The following is a 14,502-nucleotide window of genomic DNA, read 5'->3' as shown; positions in this document are numbered from 1 at the left end:
GGTTGGTTTTGGGCAAGCGGCCATTTTACTCGGGTATCCGGGGGCTGGTCGCGGGCCGGGCTGTTATGCCGCAGATAAGTGCTCGAGGCGCTCGCGCAGGACGTGTGTCATCCCGGTCATTTTTTTGCGCGGCTTGGCGGCGTCGCGCCCGAACCCTTAGTATGGGAGGCCCACGCGCCGCCACAGACGGCGCGGGAAACTTGTGCGTCACAACGCCAGTAAAACAATACGGAGACAAGCATGACAGTCATGAAGACGGCCGCCCGCGCGGCCTTCATGGCAGGGACGGCGCTCGCCGTCACCTTCGCCACCGGTATCACCACAGCCACCCTCGCTCAGGCGCAGTCCGCCGCGCCCCAGACTTCCGCCATCCACTCCCGGCTCGACGACATCGTGAAGTCGGGCACCCTGCGCGCTTGCGCGACAGGCGACTACAAACCCTATTCGTTCCGCCGCCCGGACGGTCAGTTCGAAGGCATCGACGTGGATCTGGTCGCCTCGCTGGCGAAGTCGCTCGGCGTGAAGCCGGTGATCGTTCCCACGACGTGGAAGGCACTGATGGACGATTTCACCGCCGGGAAGTGCGATATCGCCGTCGGTGGCATCTCTGTGACGCTTGATCGCGCCGCACGCGCCTATTACAGCAAGGTGGTCATGATCGACGGGAAGTCGCCGATCGTCCGCTGTGCCGACGTAGCGAAGTACCAAACGCTCGCCGATCTGAACAAACCCAGCACGCGCGCCATCGCCAACCCCGGCGGCACCAACGAACGCTTCGCCCGTCAGTATCTCCCCAACGCCACCCTCACCATCTACCCGGATAACGTCACGATCTTCCAGCAGATCGCAGATGGGAAAGCCGACGTCATGGTCACGGACTCCTCCGAGACGCTGCTCCAGCACAAGCTCAATCCCGCTTTGTGCCCAGTCAATCCCGATAAGCCGCTTCAGTTTGGCGAGAAGGCCTACCTTCTTCCCCGTGGCGATGATGTCTTTAAGCACTACGTCGATCAGTGGCTCAACCTCGCCCAGAAAACCGGTGAGTACCAAGCCGTTGTCGATAAATGGCTGAAGTGAGTCGGTAAGGCCTACGCCTCACCCTCCCCACTCCGCAGCGACACCGAAACAAGGGGGGCGCTCCCCTCCGTTCCACTACCTTTAAGTCACTGCGGTGAGCGCCCCCCTTGTTCCGGCCTGCTTTGCCCAGGGCCGGAAAACCCCTCGGTCTTCTGGCCCTGCCGCTTTTACTTTTATCCCAACCACTCTCTTAGTCGCTGCGCGGCGTCGTGCATCACCATCCTCGCCTGCGGCACAAACGGCTGCAATCTCGCAAAACTGTGTGTGAGGCCCGCAGCTTCAATGATCTCCGCCCTCGCGCCCGTCCTTGCGACGAACTGCGCATATTCCACCGCCTCGTCATGTAACGGGTCATACTCCGCCGCAATCACCAAGCTGTTCGGCAACGGATGACGCGGCGCCTCCGCCATCAAATTCACCCGAACATCGCTCTCCGCCGGTTCCACATCACCCAGAAATTCCTTCCAGTACCAACGCATCTCGTCACGCGTCAAACCCACACCGTCCGCCAAACGCTCGTAACTCGGCGTGTCGAACCGATACTGCACCACGGGATAAATGAGCAACTGTGCGCCGACCATTCCGGGATGCTTGTCGTTGAACCACGCTGCCGCCTGTGCCGCCAGATGACCCCCCGCGCTGTCGCCTGCGACAGCCAGACGGTCAAGACTCACACCCAGTCGCGCTCGCTGCTCCGCCGCCCAGGCAAGCGCCTCTCGCGCATCGTCGACAGGCGTCGGGAACGGATGCTCCGGCGCCAGACGGTAGTCGACGCTCAACACCGCCACGTCAGCATCCTGCGCGAGCAGGGCCGCCACGGTGCCATGCGTGTCGACGTCGCCGACAACCCAGCCACCCCCGTGGAAGTACACCACCAGCGGGACGGTGCGACCCACGGGGCGATACAGGCGCGCGCGCAGGTTGCGACCCGGCAATGGAATGTCGAACGTCTCGCTGCGCAAACCCGCCGGTAACGGACGCAAGGCCTCGATCGCGACGGTCGCGAATTTGGCCCGGACTTCCTGCGGCGTCGGTGCAGGCGCGTTTTCAGGGGTGGGGTACTTACGCGCCATCAGGTCGTAGTAGGCGAGCAAATCGGCATCGATGGTCATGGCAGCAATTGGTTGGCGTTTTAGGAGGAGCGAAGGACGTCGGAATTTCTTGTTTTTCGGGACGTGGCGATGCGACGTTTCGTCGGTCGCCGACCTGCTTTGGCTGACTCGGCTAACCACCGCCCTGCATCAGCCAACGTTGATGTTCGATCTTCACACAGCGGTCCATCACGACATCCAGTCCCGCCGCCAGTGCGACGGCAGCGGCGTCGTCGTTCTCGATGCCCAACTGCATCCACAGACTCGTCGCGCCGATGTCCACGGCTTCCTGCGCGATAGGCGGAATGTCCGCACTGCGCCGAAAACAGTCGACCATCTGGATGCGCACACCCTCGGCCCGCAAGGCGTCCGCCGCCTCGCTCAAGCTCGCGTAAACGGTTTCGCCCAGTATCGTTTCGCCCGAATCCGCCGCCTGCGGATTGACCGGCACGATCCGGTAGCCGTGCTGCTGCATATAGCGCGATGTGGTGAAACTCGGCCGGTCCGGCCGCGGCGATAACCCCACGACAGCGATCACCTGATCCCGCGCCAGAATCTGCCCCAGTCGTTCAATGGTTTCCATTGCTCACTTTGTTGCCACGCACAAAGTTTGAAAGTAGCACATTGCAACCGACGGCGTGCGAGACATGAAACCTCACGGAGGTAAGCCCGAGAAGCGCAATAACGGATGATCGTCGGGCTTGAATGCGGATGCATTCCGAGAGGTCGACGAGGTGACGACGAGATGCTTTATCCGGCGAGTTATTCAGGATGACGAACCAACATGGGTAATTTGTGTCACTTCTGAAGTCCTTGCCGGATAAGGCTTTCAGGGGTGTCGTTGCGACGGTGTAACGCTCAAGGTGTTACAACCTGAAACACTTTGTTACCCCTCCGACCAAACCTTTCCACCACAATGCATCTCAACGCTGAAGTGCTTATCCCCCGGTAACACAGCAGCGCGACTGTATCGGCAAGAGGCGTCCCCCGGCGCGAATTGCAAGTGGTTCGATGCAGTGCTCCGAATCTGGTCTCCTCGCGCTAACCCCGTAGCGTGTGGTTTTGGCGGGCCCGTGTGTCCCGCCATTTTTTTTGCCTGTTTCGTCCTACATCTTTCCTAAGACTTTCTCCGACGGTTCCCGACGTTCCCATGCGATTGTTTCGACATCCGATTTATTTTTCGGAAATCGATTCACGATTGCGTAAAACGTTCTCAGCGTGACGCAGTCGCTCTGAGCCACGGCTTGAGCCAGCCCAGTCCCGCACGGGTCTCGCCCTGCGGACGGTACTCGCACCCCACCCATCCCGCGTATCCCAACTCATCCAGCAACCGGAACAGGAACGGGTAGTTCACCTCGCCCGTGTCGGGTTCGTGCCGTGCAGGCACCCCGGCGACCTGCACATGGCCAATGTTGGCGATGTACTGACGCAGCTTCATGGCCAGATCGCCTTCGACGATCTGACAGTGGTAAGCGTCGAACTGAACTTTGAGATTGCCTGCGCCGACCTCCGAGCGGATGGCGTGCGCCTGATCCTGACGCGTCAGGAAATAGCGCGGAAAGTCGCGCGGATTGATCGGTTCGATCATGACGGTGACGCCATGCGCCGCCGCCTGCCCCGTCGCATACGCAAGGTTCTCCAGAAACGTGGCCCGGCAACGTTCGGGGGACTCGGTGGCATCGGGGCAGCCTGCCATGACGTGCAACTGACGGCAGCCGAGCGCATCGGCATAGTCGAGGGCGAGTTCGATGCCGTCGCGAAACTGCGCTTCGCGTCCGGGTAGCGCCGCGAGGCCGCGCTCACCAGCAGCCCAGTCGCCCGCCGGCGCATTGAATAACACCTGCGTGAGGTCGGTGTCGTTCAGACGGGTCCGGATTTCCTGCGCCGGATGCTCGTACGGAAACAGAAATTCGACGCCCCGGAAGCCATCGCTCGCCGCCTCGCGAAAACGGTCGAGAAACGGCACTTCCTGATAGAGCAGGGTGAGGTTCGCAGCAAATCGCGGCATGGGAGTCTCCGTCGCCAACTACGGGCGGGGCAGGGTGGGCGGATGCCTCCCACGATATCACTGCCCGTCGATCTGAGGCGCCGCCACGCTGCGCAACTGAAACCGTCCGTCGTTATTGAAGAGCCACGTCTCGACGGCACGCACACGACCGCTGCTGTCGACCAGCGCCCGACTCGGTGCCGGGAGCGGACTCGCCCGTCGCAGGCTCGCAATGGCAATGCGCTCGGCTTCGTGATCGTCGTTGCTGCGATAGAGCGCCACGCCGGTCACGTTGCCATTGCGATCCACCCAGTATTCGAGCGACACCACGGAGCGCAACATCGGCTGCGGGTTGCCGGGCGTGATTTCGCGCGCGTTGACTTCGGCGATGCGTCGGGCCGCCGCGATCTTGTATTGATCGAGACCCGTGAGCGGGGCCTGACCCGACGGAAAGTTCAGGATGAGCGGCTTCTTGGGCTCGAAGTCCGGGTTGGCACAGCCTGTCACCAGCAGAGCGCAGGCAACGGCGACGGACCCGCCGAGAACGGCGGTGCAAGTGATGCGAGCGGTGCGCGGCAATTGCCCGTACCGGGAAAGTTGCGTATTCATGACTTGTCTCCCGCAACGATCGCGACACTTTTCTTGTTTTGACTACCGGTGCTGTACGAACGGTATCCGCGCCCCCCGCATGGCGCAGGCGGGATACCGTTCAGAACTACCGAGGCTACCGAAGTTACTGGGCGCGTGTGCCGAACGACCAGTTCGGCATCAGCGCGTTGGACGCCAGATTCTCGTCCTGCAACTTGCGCGCGGTCTCCACGCCCGCGACCGGCAACCCCTTCGGGTCGAGCAGACCGATCTGCACCAGCACGCTCGCCTGATCCCAATATATGTGTTCGTGCTCCAGTTTGTCTCCCCGGAATCTCACTATGGCGACCAGCGGAATCTCGACCCGGCGTCCCGTCGGCTCGACCCCCGGCAGCATCCAGTCAACCGGTGTCGTATGCGTGAAGCAAAACAGCAGTTCGTCGACTAGCTGCGTCGCGCCGATGGTCCGTGAGATCGGAATCAATTTGGTATCGGGCGGATTGCTGTTGACGAAGTGATTCCGGTAGAAGTGCGCCAGTTGCTGATGTCCCACGCCGCCGGTCATCGTCGGAATGTGATTGACGTAAGGCTCCGCCACCATGGTCTTCATGAGCGGGTCGATCTCGCGAATGGCGAACTCGTACGCGCAATGCGTTTCCCACAGCGTCGCGAAGTCGAAGTGCGGTCCAACGACGTTGCGGATCGCGGCGATAGTGCGTTGATGTGCAAGTTGCGTGGCCGCACGGTTGAAGTGGTCGCCGGGACGCGCGAACGCATGATCGGCGTCCGGATAGCTGTAGAGGGTGACGTTGGGGTGCTTGCCGAGGCATTCGGTCAGCGCGGCGCGCACTTCTGCGGGCGCGTATTTGTCGAGTTCTGCGATGTGCAATACAAGGGGAGGATGCTCGCCCGCGAGTTCTTCGACATGCTGCTCCAGCCCAACGCCGTAGTACCCGACCGCGACGTCCGCGCTGGTTCGCGTCACGGACAGCGCGGCGAGCTTGCCTCCCAGGCAGTACCCGACCACACCCACGCCACCGACGCATTCGGGCAGCGCCCGCAGCGTGTCGACGGTGGCACCTACGTCTTCCATCCCGAGATCGACGTCGAAGCTCTGGAACAACGCGAACGCGCGCTGCCAGTCACTGGACGAATACCCGAGTTCGATGCCCGGCTCGATGCGCCAGAACAGATCGGGGGCCAGCACGACATAACCCTCTTCGGCGTAACGGTCGGCGAGCTCTCGGATGTAGGCGTTCACCCCGAAGATTTCCTGACACAACACCAGTCCCGGACCTTTGCCTCCGCTAGCCCCCTTGTTATCGGGCGTCGCCAGATAGGCCTGAAAGGTCTTGCCGTCGCGTGACTTGATGCTGATGAAGCGTCCTGCCATGTGGTCGTCCTCCGAAAGGTGTGCGGATAGCCATGTCGTGATCTGACCGACCGATTGTGAATCGGGATGCCGCATTCCGCAATCCAGGTGGTGAGCTTTCAAATAGGGCGCGGGACTATCGATATCGCGCCCGAGGGGGACAAGAGAAGCTCCGCGACGATTGCCGTGACCCAAACCGCGTAGCGCAGCGGCACTTATCGAGCGCCTCGCCTCTAATGATCCGGTTCTCGCAAGCGAGACATCTCCTGGTCGGATGTCGCTCCGCCCAACTGCTACTCACGGCGGGCGGTGCGGCATTCGTGCATTCCCATTTGAAATTGAACGACGTTGAAATCCCATGCCAAATCTCACCTACCTTCCAGCGAGTGACCTAACCCGAGCTGCGCCCGTCCTATCCGCGCTTATCGACACCAACATCCACCGTGGCTTTACGTCGGACCTGTCGGGCGTAACGCAGCGAGGTCGCACGAAGTCGGACCCGCCGGCGTACTCTGCAGCCAATCAACGCACAGTGCTTCACCATTTGCCTGCCGCCGTCCGACCCAAGCCGCCGCTTATCGCCTCCGGTGCTGCAGAACTGGCGAGTGCCTTGTGCGCTGTCACTCAGCCCCGTTTGCGACTTGTTGTGCCGCTGGCCGGCGATCTGGCCTCGTCTCACGTGCTCAACGCGCTTCCCGTGTTGCACGACACCGTGCTGAATCCCATCGCGGCGACATGTTTCGAGACCGGTGTTTCGCTGGCGATTCTGGATTGCCCGGGCGCGGTGGGCAATGTGCTGAGCGACAAGTCGCGGGCGCTTCATCGGGTGCTTGCGTCGGTGTACAACGACGGCAAGTTCTCTAGCCTTGCGCTGGCGCTTGAGGGACAAACGTACTCGTGGCGTCAATTGTTCGATAGCAAGATGCTCAAGAAGGTCGCGCCCGACGGCGATCAGATCGGCCGATGCGCGGCGATGGAGCTCAACGACAACTGGATGACCGGCGCGAAGCCATCGGGTTGGACGTGGGTCGAATCGGCGCTGCAACGTGATGCGAATACGCCGGGTGACGGCCAATGGCGAAACATGCTGACTCAGATTTGGTTGCTGAGTAGCTTCGGCACGCTGCTGTACGACCTCATCACGGATGCCGACGCCGGCGCGCAAAACCTTCAATCCATCGCCCGCCTGATGGACATGGATGCAGGCGCGGTTCAGAGCCTGCACAACGAGATGATGGGCTCATTGCGGCATGCCGCCTTCGACTCGCCCCAGACACGGGATCGATGGGAACGGCGTCCGGTGGTTCGCGATGAAAGCGGCGTCGATCTGACGACCGGTGCGACGCGTGTCGACGGTCGTACCCACAACGCCGGGACGGGCCGTGTCTATGCGGCACCGAGTTTTGTGACGCAGGCAGGAAGTGCACGGCATGACGCGCAGGTGCGGGCGATGGGGCGAATGGCGATGGCTCGCGTTCATGAGCCCATCCGGCAGATGGGACGCCCAGGGGTGCTGACCGACGATGGCTATGCACGCATGCCAGAACCGTTCAGGGCACGCCTGATTCCTGCGCTGGCATCGCATGAGCTCACACACGGCAATGCCATCAATCGATGGATCGTGATGGGTTCGTATGGAAGGCAGAGTCGCGACGCGGGCATGCCGGTGGCATGCGCGCACTCGGCCAGTACGTTCGAAACGCTTTACGCACTGACATATCTGGAAGGTGAGTCATTGAGCGGCAAGCGAGATATGGTGGAAGCCGCCGCGCTGGGCATTGCGTCGTTCATGAACTTCGGCGGATATCACACGTTTGTCGAGGTTCTGCCGCTCAGTTTTGCACTCGCCGATGGCGAGACGTTTTCCGTCGACGTGAAAGCGAATGCCCGTAAGCAGATCTATGGACGTGTTGCAGCGGCAGTCGAAAGACTTTGTCCGGACATTCGCGAGACCTTCAGCGCTTACTTGAATGCGATGAACGCCGCCGAGGGCCGTGAGGCGTCCGGCGGCGGGCGCTCAGGTGGTGGAGACATGGAGGATCGGCTTAGGGCCGGGTCTGGCGTGCCACCCGGCTATCGCCTCGCTGCATAACGGGTTGTCGTTCATGTAGACGTGGCAACCGGGATGCAGACCCGTCAGCGATGACGGGATGTCGTGAAAGGCGTTACCGGACAAGTGTAGTTCCCGCAGATTCGGAGGCAGGGGGGGCAACGAAGTCAATCGATTGCCCGACAGATTGACCGCTCTCAGGCGGGTCAGTCGATCGAAGTCTTCAGGTAACGTCACCAGTCCGCATTGCCAGGCGTGCAGACGCACGAGATGCGGCATGCCCTCGGCGCACCTCTCGGGAAGTGCGTCGAGCGGATTCCCCGAGATATTCAGTGCGCATAGTCTGGGCAGGCCGCTATTGGGAAAGGCTAGCGTCGTCACGGCATTGTTCGAGAGGTTGATGCCGATGGCGCCTGCGGTAGCCGGGCCCTGAACGAAACCGGTCAGTCGGTTATTCCGGAAGTTGAGAAACTCCACTTCCGCAATGTCCAGTTGCGAAGCCTCTGCATCGGTCAGCGCACTTGAGGAGAAGTCGCGCCAGGTCAGGTCCAGTCGGTGGGTCGGGCGCAACTCCAGGAACAGGGAGGCTTCCCATCCGGTTGGATCGAGTAAGGACGGTGCCGTTTCTTGCGGTTTGTGAGGGGCGGTAATGTTGACGGCGTTGGAGAGTTGTCCGGCCATTGGGTGGGGGGGGCGGCCGGTCGCTTGGCCGGCAACGACGAGGTGACCGACATCGGAGGAACGAGAGGAAGCCGAGGAAGCTGCAACGGGGTCGATCAAGGAGGATCTCCATTCGAGGTGAGCGGTCAAATATGACGCGTCGACTGAACGGCGTTTTTGTAAACGCCGTGGTGTCGCCGGGAAATGGGCGCATTTGGGCGATCTCGGCGCTTGATTCGGGTGACGGTTATGGCGCGGTCGCGCTTCACGGATCAGTGGCTCACGAGGTGATCGTGCATACTCGCAGCCGGACCGCGGATCGCGTTGTCGTCACGACGACGCCACGCTGGACGCTTTTTGGACGCCATTGGAGTGACCATGATTACCGTGTATCACAACCCGCGCTGCTCGAAGTCGCGCGAAGCGCTGGCCCTCGTCGAGGGCTCCCCGGCAGGCCACGACCTGCAAATCATCGAGTATCTGAAGACGCCGCCGACGCTTGCCGATCTGAAGCGTCTGCATCAACTGCTGGGTGTGCCCGTGCGCGAGATGATTCGCAGCAACGAGACGGAATTCGCAGAACTGGGATTGGCCGATACGGCGCTGAGCGACGACAAGCTGCTGGCGGCTGTGGCCAAGCATCCGAAGCTGTTGCAGCGCCCCATCGTCGTGAACGGCAACAAAGCGGTGATCGCACGGCCGCCGGAGCTGGTCAGCGGCGTGCTGTAAACAAACGCAGGAACGACAGGGGCAGCAGGGCAGGGACTTGATGCCCGCCCTGCGCGCGCAAGATTAGCGATGCGCCGGGCTGTCTTTGCCGGGGCCGGTGGCCGGGGATTCTGCGTCGTCGGTGGATTCCGCTGTTTCGGCTGACTCGGCTGACTCGGCTTGCGCCGCCGCCTTCGCGGCGGCCGAGCCGAACACCGGCGCGTCGGCATCGGCGGTCAGACCCGCGCCACGCCAGCCGGGCAACTCGGCTAGCGTCTTCTGCTGCTCGCGCAACTCCGCGAGCATGTTGCAGAAGAGCGCGCCTTGCTCCAGCGCATCGTCCAGCGCCACGTGCGTGTGCGGCAGCGGGTCGAGCCAGACCTGCGGCAGACGCGGTTTGATGCACTTGCGGTACGGCATGCCCGTCATCGCAAAGGCGAGCGTCTTGATATCCAGCGCCGACCACGAGAACGGGCAACGGCCGACGAAGCGCATCATGTACCAGAACATGAACGTGAAATCGAAGCCCGCCGGATAGGCCACGAATACCGGCTTGCCGGGCAACTTCTCCACCCACTTCACGTAAGCCTTGAGCGCCTTGGCCGGGTCTTCCGGATCCACGCGACAGGCCGCCCACGCTTCCGGCTCGGTCTTCCACCACTTCATCGTGAGCGGGTGCCCCTTGGCGTCGGGCAGACATTCCAGATTGGCGCTGAACGTGCCGATCAGTTCCTTATCGGCCGTGTACGCAGCCGACGCAAAGCTCAGCATCGAATGCGGTCCCGGGATCGGGCCATCGGCCTCGACGTCGGTACTGACGAAAATCTCCTCGTCCACAGGAATGATGCGCGACGGAGTACGGGACATCGCCTCGCTCATGAGGCGCTCCGGGCGAGTACGGCATCGGCGACATACGGGTTCGTCTGACGCTCCTGACCGAACGTCGACACCGGGCCGTGACCCGGAATGAACGTGACGTCGTCGCCCAGCGGCCAGAGTTTGTCGCGAATCGAGGCGATCAGGTCGGCATGGTTGCCGCGCGGAAAGTCGGTGCGGCCGATAGAACCGGCAAACAGCACGTCCCCCACGCTGGCCAGTCGTTCGTCCTTCGAGAAGAACACCACGTGACCCGGCGTGTGGCCCGGGCAATGGAAGACGTCGAGCGTGACGTCGCCGAAGGTGACGGTGTCGCCGTCGCCCAGCCAGCGGTCGGGTGTGAACGGCTCCGGCTCCGGGAAGCCGAAGCGCGCGCTTTGCGCCTCAAGCTGGTCGATCCAGAAAGCGTCGTCCGGATGCGGGCCTTCGATGGGCACGTCGTATTTGGCAGCCAGTGCGCCCGAGCCGCCACAGTGATCGAGATGGCCGTGCGTCAGGAAGATCTTTTCAAGTGTCACACCCTGACGTTCGATCTCGCCCACGATCCGGTCGATGTCGCCGCCGGGATCGACCACGGCAGCGCGCTTCGTGGCGTCGCAGACGAGCAGGGTGCAGTTTTGCTGGAAGGGCGTGACAGGTATCAGGGTGACGTTCATTGGGCTATCGGGGACGCAATTCGGAGGACGCAATTTTTGTCTATTGTATTCGGCCACGCGTGTCGTCGCCCGCAGCGCTGTGCCGTTAGCTGCGGCCAATTCGGGGTAACGCTTTGTAAACAAGTCTCAACGCGTAAGTGAACGCTCGCTGTTAGGTTGATTTTTGTGGCGTGTTAGACTTGCGGGCTATGCGAACACGCGACATGCTCACACGGTTCGCGGTCTGCTGCGCACTCGCCCTGACGTTGACAGCCTGCACAACGCCGCTCGAACCACCCAGCCAGACGGCTGCCGCCACTTCGGCGACAGGCGCGCGCGCCCGTGCGCGCGAAGCCAATGCACCCGTCGGGTCCAGTTTCGATTTGCAATGGCCGGGCCGGTCGTATCGCAACGAGGGTCTCAACCCCGGCGATCCCGATGCCCCCGAGCGCGACGGCGAAGCGCGTCTGCGTGCCGACGCCGGTACTTTCTTCCAGTCGGGCATGGCATCGTGGTACGGCAAGAAGTTTCATGGCCGCCGCACCGCCACCGGCGAAGCGTTCGACATGAACGAACCGACCGCCGCGCATCCGACATTGCCGCTGGGCAGCTTCGCGCTGGTGCGCAACATCGCTAATAACAAGACGGTGGTCGTGAAGATCAACGACCGGGGGCCGTACACCCGCAATCGCATCATCGATCTGTCCTATGGCGCGGCGAAGCAACTCGACTTCATTCGCGCCGGACACGCCAAGGTCGAAATTCGCCGCCTCTCGCGCAGCGAAGTCGCCGCCCTCGGCCTCGACGACGCCAGCAGCGCGCAGAACAACACCCCGAGCAACACGCAGTAATTCCACTGGCTATCGCCCTCAAACCCGAACGTCATTCCGAATTCGTCTCGGACGCGTCTTAAAAAGCGGGACGTCTGCTGCGCGTTTATTGTGCAAACGACGCACATTGCGGGTGAAACACACCGCATTCTTTCTCTATTCGATGAATCCCATTGGCTGAACGCCTCGCACGAACGTGCGTGCATCGAAAGGTGCGCGACCGAATCGGCTAATTTTTTTCCGATTGCCGCATAAAAATGCCAGCGTTTGGGCGCAATCCGATACTCCACGGGCGTCCCGGGAAGTTGCGTTGGCAACCGTTGTTCGCTGCCGGGGATGTGGGTAGACTGTGCCCCACGCGCAGGTGCACGCTTTGTGTGCATCCGAAAGAGGCCCGCCGAGACCCGGGCACGGCGCACCTATCAAGAAGCATTCCTGGAGGAGTTTTGATGTCGACGATGGGCAAATACGCCAAGCGCACCGTGCTGTGCGCGGTGGCCGCAACGTTGTTGGGGACGACCGGCGCGGCATTCGCGGCGGAGACGAAGTCGGTTGCCGTCGTGGCGATCGTGGAACACCCCGCACTCGACGCCATCCGTGATGGCGCGCGCGACGAACTCAAGGCAGAAGGTTACGAGGTCGGCAAGAACCTCAAGTGGGAATACCAAAGCGCACAGGGCAACACGGGCACGGCTGCACAGATTGCCCGTAAGTTCGTGGGCGACAAGCCGGACGCGATCATCGGCATTGCAACGCCGACGGCACAAGCCGTGGCCGCAGCCACCAAGTCGGTGCCGCTCGTCTACTCGGGCGTGACCGATCCGGTCGCCGCACAACTGGTCAAGAGCTGGGACGCTTCGGGCACCAACGTGACCGGCGTGTCGGACAAGCTGCCGCTGGACAAGCAGATCGCGCTGATCAAGCGTGTCGTGCCGAACGCGAAGAAGGTCGGCATGGTGTACAACCCGGGCGAAGCCAACTCGGTCGTGGTCGTCAACGAGCTGAAGAAGCTGCTGCCGAACGCCGGCCTGACGCTGGTCGAAGCCGCTGCACCGCGCACCGTCGACATCAGCTCGGCCGCGAACAGCCTGGTCGGCAAGGTCGACGTGATCTATACCAACACGGACAACAACGTCGTGTCGGCATACGAGTCGCTGGTGAAGGTGGCCAACGACCGCAAGATCCCGCTGGTGGCTTCGGACACGGACAGCGTGAAGCGCGGCGCGATTGCGGCACTGGGTATCAACTACTATGACCTCGGCCGTCAGACGGGCAAGGTTGTGGGCCGTATCCTGAAGGGCGAAAAGCCGGGCGCAATTGCCTCGCAGACCAGCTCGAATCTGGAACTGTTCGTCAACACGGCGGCCGCCGAGAAGCAAGGCGTGAAGCTGTCGGACGATCTGGTGAAGGAAGCCAAGACGGTCATCAAGCAGTAAGCGACTCACCCGCGACTCACGCGCACCACGACGGTTATCCCGCTGTGGTGGTGTATGCGTGACACCGGTGCGGCGGGCTAACGTCCGCCGCATTGGCGAGCGACAGGGCGGCGTCCGGACACGATCTGTCCCCGCCGCTCTTTTCCTATCGAACGGGCGAGATGGCTCCCCCCGAAACGCGGTCGCACAACGACCGGCTATGACCTGAACTGGCCGACTCGGCCGTGCGGGCGCCGATGCCGAGACCCGGCATGGGCCGTCTTGCGCAGTGGAATTACGAACATGTCCTTTTTCTCGATGATGGGCGCACTGGAGATCGGTCTGATCTTCAGTCTCGTGGCGCTCGGGGTGCTGATCTCCTTCCGCATCCTCAATTTCCCCGACCTGACCGTAGACGGCAGCTTTGCGCTTGGCGGCGCAACGGCCGCCATTCTGATCGCGGGCGGGGCCAATCCGTTTGTCGCAACGCTCGTCGCGATGTTGGCCGGTGCTTGCGCGGGCTTCATCACCGGCTGGCTGAACGTGCGCCTGAAGATCATGGACCTGCTCGCCAGTATCCTGATGATGATCGCGCTGTACTCGGTCAATCTGCGTGTGATGGGCGCACCGAACGTACCGCTGATCACGTCGCCGACGGTCTTCACGATGCTGCTGCCGGAGAACGCCCCGGACTGGCTGCCGGACTATGTGCTGCGTCCGTTGCTGCTGCTGGTGGTCGTGGTCGTGGTGAAGCTCGGTCTGGATTACTTCTTCTCGTCACAACAAGGTCTCGCGATGCGTTCGACCGGCGCGAACCCGCGCATGGCGCGTTCGCAGGGTGTGAACACCGGGCGCGAGATTCTGGCAGGCATGGCGCTGTCGAACTCTCTTGTGGCGCTTGCGGGCGCGTTGTTCGCACAGTCGCAGGGCGGCGCTGACATCTCGATGGGGATCGGTACCATCGTGATCGGTCTGGCGGCGGTGATCATCGGCGAGACGATTCTGCCGGCGCGACGCCTCATCCTCACCACGCTGGCCGTGGTCGTCGGGGCCGTGCTGTACCGCTTCTTCATCGCACTCGCACTCAATAGCGATTTCATCGGTCTGAAGGCGCAGGACCTCAACCTGGTGACGGCCTTGCTCGTGGCGGTGGCACTCGTGCTGCCTGCGACGCGTCGCAAGCTGTTCCCGCGCAAGAACGGAGGTGCCTGAT

Annotated in this window: 14 protein-coding genes; 6 read left to right on the top strand and 8 right to left on the bottom strand. The window is 62.2% G+C overall.

Features of this window, described 5'->3' with window-relative positions:
- Positions 1 to 249: 249 nt before the first annotated feature.
- The gene (locus ACIQWO_RS08975; protein ID WP_402823866.1) at positions 250 to 1,077 is read left to right on the top strand and encodes a transporter substrate-binding domain-containing protein; all 828 of its coding nucleotides are present in this window, start codon (positions 250 to 252) and stop codon (positions 1,075 to 1,077) included.
- A 173-nt stretch (positions 1,078 to 1,250) separates the two neighbouring features.
- Here ACIQWO_RS08975 and ACIQWO_RS08970 read toward each other — a convergent pair whose 3' ends face one another.
- From ACIQWO_RS08970 to ACIQWO_RS08950, 5 genes are all read right to left on the bottom strand, one after another.
- A complete protein-coding gene (locus tag ACIQWO_RS08970; protein ID WP_402822201.1) occupies positions 1,251 to 2,189 on the bottom strand; it encodes an alpha/beta hydrolase in 939 nt (312 codons plus the stop codon).
- 112 nt (positions 2,190 to 2,301) lie between these two features.
- Complete coding sequence (locus ACIQWO_RS08965; RefSeq protein WP_402822198.1) at positions 2,302 to 2,751, bottom strand: CoA-binding protein; 450 nt, start codon at positions 2,749 to 2,751, stop codon at positions 2,302 to 2,304.
- Positions 2,752 to 3,381: 630 nt separating this feature from the next.
- Complete coding sequence (otnI, locus tag ACIQWO_RS08960; protein WP_402822195.1) at positions 3,382 to 4,176, bottom strand: 2-oxo-tetronate isomerase; 795 nt, start codon at positions 4,174 to 4,176, stop codon at positions 3,382 to 3,384.
- 57 nt (positions 4,177 to 4,233) lie between these two features.
- Positions 4,234 to 4,764 (bottom strand): energy transducer TonB, encoded by a 531-nt coding sequence (locus ACIQWO_RS08955; RefSeq protein WP_402822192.1) that lies wholly within the window; start codon positions 4,762 to 4,764, stop codon positions 4,234 to 4,236.
- A gap of 124 nt (positions 4,765 to 4,888) precedes the next feature.
- Positions 4,889 to 6,136 carry a dienelactone hydrolase family protein gene (locus ACIQWO_RS08950; protein WP_402822189.1) on the bottom strand — a complete coding sequence of 416 codons (1,248 nt, stop codon included), beginning with the start codon at positions 6,134 to 6,136 and terminating at the stop codon, positions 4,889 to 4,891.
- Between the two features lie 589 nt (positions 6,137 to 6,725).
- Between ACIQWO_RS08950 and ACIQWO_RS08945 the strand changes: the two genes are divergently transcribed.
- On the top strand, positions 6,726 to 8,207 hold the full coding sequence (locus ACIQWO_RS08945) for a hypothetical protein (protein ID WP_402822186.1): 1,482 nt from the start codon (positions 6,726 to 6,728) through the stop codon (positions 8,205 to 8,207).
- Here ACIQWO_RS08945 and ACIQWO_RS08940 read toward each other — a convergent pair.
- Positions 8,133 to 8,945, bottom strand: coding sequence for a leucine-rich repeat domain-containing protein (locus ACIQWO_RS08940; RefSeq protein ID WP_402822183.1), 813 nt, complete (start codon positions 8,943 to 8,945; stop codon positions 8,133 to 8,135). The genes ACIQWO_RS08945 and ACIQWO_RS08940 overlap by 75 nt on opposite strands.
- Positions 8,946 to 9,203: 258 nt before the next feature.
- Here ACIQWO_RS08940 and arsC point away from each other — a divergent pair, with 258 nt between their 5' ends.
- Positions 9,204 to 9,554, top strand: a complete 351-nt coding sequence (gene arsC, locus ACIQWO_RS08935; protein ID WP_402822180.1) for an arsenate reductase (glutaredoxin) — start codon at positions 9,204 to 9,206, stop codon at positions 9,552 to 9,554.
- Between the two features lie 63 nt (positions 9,555 to 9,617).
- Here the strand turns inward: arsC and ACIQWO_RS08930 are convergent, their stop codons facing one another.
- Entirely contained in the window at positions 9,618 to 10,400 is a 783-nt protein-coding gene (locus tag ACIQWO_RS08930; RefSeq protein ID WP_402822177.1) for an exonuclease, read from the bottom strand.
- Positions 10,401 to 10,408: 8 nt separating this feature from the next.
- Entirely contained in the window at positions 10,409 to 11,065 is a 657-nt protein-coding gene (locus tag ACIQWO_RS08925; protein ID WP_150578007.1) for an MBL fold metallo-hydrolase, read from the bottom strand.
- Positions 11,066 to 11,268: 203 nt separating this feature from the next.
- Here ACIQWO_RS08925 and ACIQWO_RS08920 point away from each other — a divergent pair, with 203 nt between their 5' ends.
- From ACIQWO_RS08920 to ACIQWO_RS08910, 3 genes are all read left to right on the top strand, one after another.
- Positions 11,269 to 11,895, top strand: a complete 627-nt coding sequence (locus ACIQWO_RS08920) for a septal ring lytic transglycosylase RlpA family protein (RefSeq protein WP_402822173.1) — start codon at positions 11,269 to 11,271, stop codon at positions 11,893 to 11,895.
- 428 nt (positions 11,896 to 12,323) lie between these two features.
- Positions 12,324 to 13,310 carry an ABC transporter substrate-binding protein gene (locus tag ACIQWO_RS08915; RefSeq protein WP_402822170.1) on the top strand — a complete coding sequence of 329 codons (987 nt, stop codon included), beginning with the start codon at positions 12,324 to 12,326 and terminating at the stop codon, positions 13,308 to 13,310.
- A 282-nt stretch (positions 13,311 to 13,592) separates the two neighbouring features.
- Positions 13,593 to 14,501 (top strand): ABC transporter permease, encoded by a 909-nt coding sequence (locus ACIQWO_RS08910; RefSeq protein WP_402822167.1) that lies wholly within the window; start codon positions 13,593 to 13,595, stop codon positions 14,499 to 14,501.
- Position 14,502: the final 1 nt, after the last annotated feature.

This window comes from Pandoraea sp. NPDC090278 (genome assembly GCF_044772185.1).
Lineage (GTDB): Bacteria > Pseudomonadota > Gammaproteobacteria > Burkholderiales > Burkholderiaceae > Pandoraea.
This window is presented reverse-complemented; position numbering and strand designations above follow the sequence as displayed.

Coding starts and splice junctions, on each gene's coding strand:
- ACIQWO_RS08930 (WP_402822177.1), bottom strand. CDS start 10,400: ATGTCCCGTACTCCGTCGCGCATCATTCCTGTGGACGAGGAGATTTTC.
- ACIQWO_RS08975 (WP_402823866.1), top strand. CDS start 250: ATGAAGACGGCCGCCCGCGCGGCCTTCATGGCAGGGACGGCGCTCGCC.
- otnI (WP_402822195.1), bottom strand. CDS start 4,176: ATGCCGCGATTTGCTGCGAACCTCACCCTGCTCTATCAGGAAGTGCCG.
- ACIQWO_RS08915 (WP_402822170.1), top strand. CDS start 12,324: ATGTCGACGATGGGCAAATACGCCAAGCGCACCGTGCTGTGCGCGGTG.
- ACIQWO_RS08910 (WP_402822167.1), top strand. CDS start 13,593: ATGTCCTTTTTCTCGATGATGGGCGCACTGGAGATCGGTCTGATCTTC.
- ACIQWO_RS08970 (WP_402822201.1), bottom strand. CDS start 2,189: ATGACCATCGATGCCGATTTGCTCGCCTACTACGACCTGATGGCGCGT.
- ACIQWO_RS08955 (WP_402822192.1), bottom strand. CDS start 4,764: ATGAATACGCAACTTTCCCGGTACGGGCAATTGCCGCGCACCGCTCGC.
- arsC (WP_402822180.1), top strand. CDS start 9,204: ATGATTACCGTGTATCACAACCCGCGCTGCTCGAAGTCGCGCGAAGCG.
- ACIQWO_RS08920 (WP_402822173.1), top strand. CDS start 11,269: ATGCTCACACGGTTCGCGGTCTGCTGCGCACTCGCCCTGACGTTGACA.
- ACIQWO_RS08965 (WP_402822198.1), bottom strand. CDS start 2,751: ATGGAAACCATTGAACGACTGGGGCAGATTCTGGCGCGGGATCAGGTG.
- ACIQWO_RS08950 (WP_402822189.1), bottom strand. CDS start 6,136: ATGGCAGGACGCTTCATCAGCATCAAGTCACGCGACGGCAAGACCTTT.
- ACIQWO_RS08925 (WP_150578007.1), bottom strand. CDS start 11,065: ATGAACGTCACCCTGATACCTGTCACGCCCTTCCAGCAAAACTGCACC.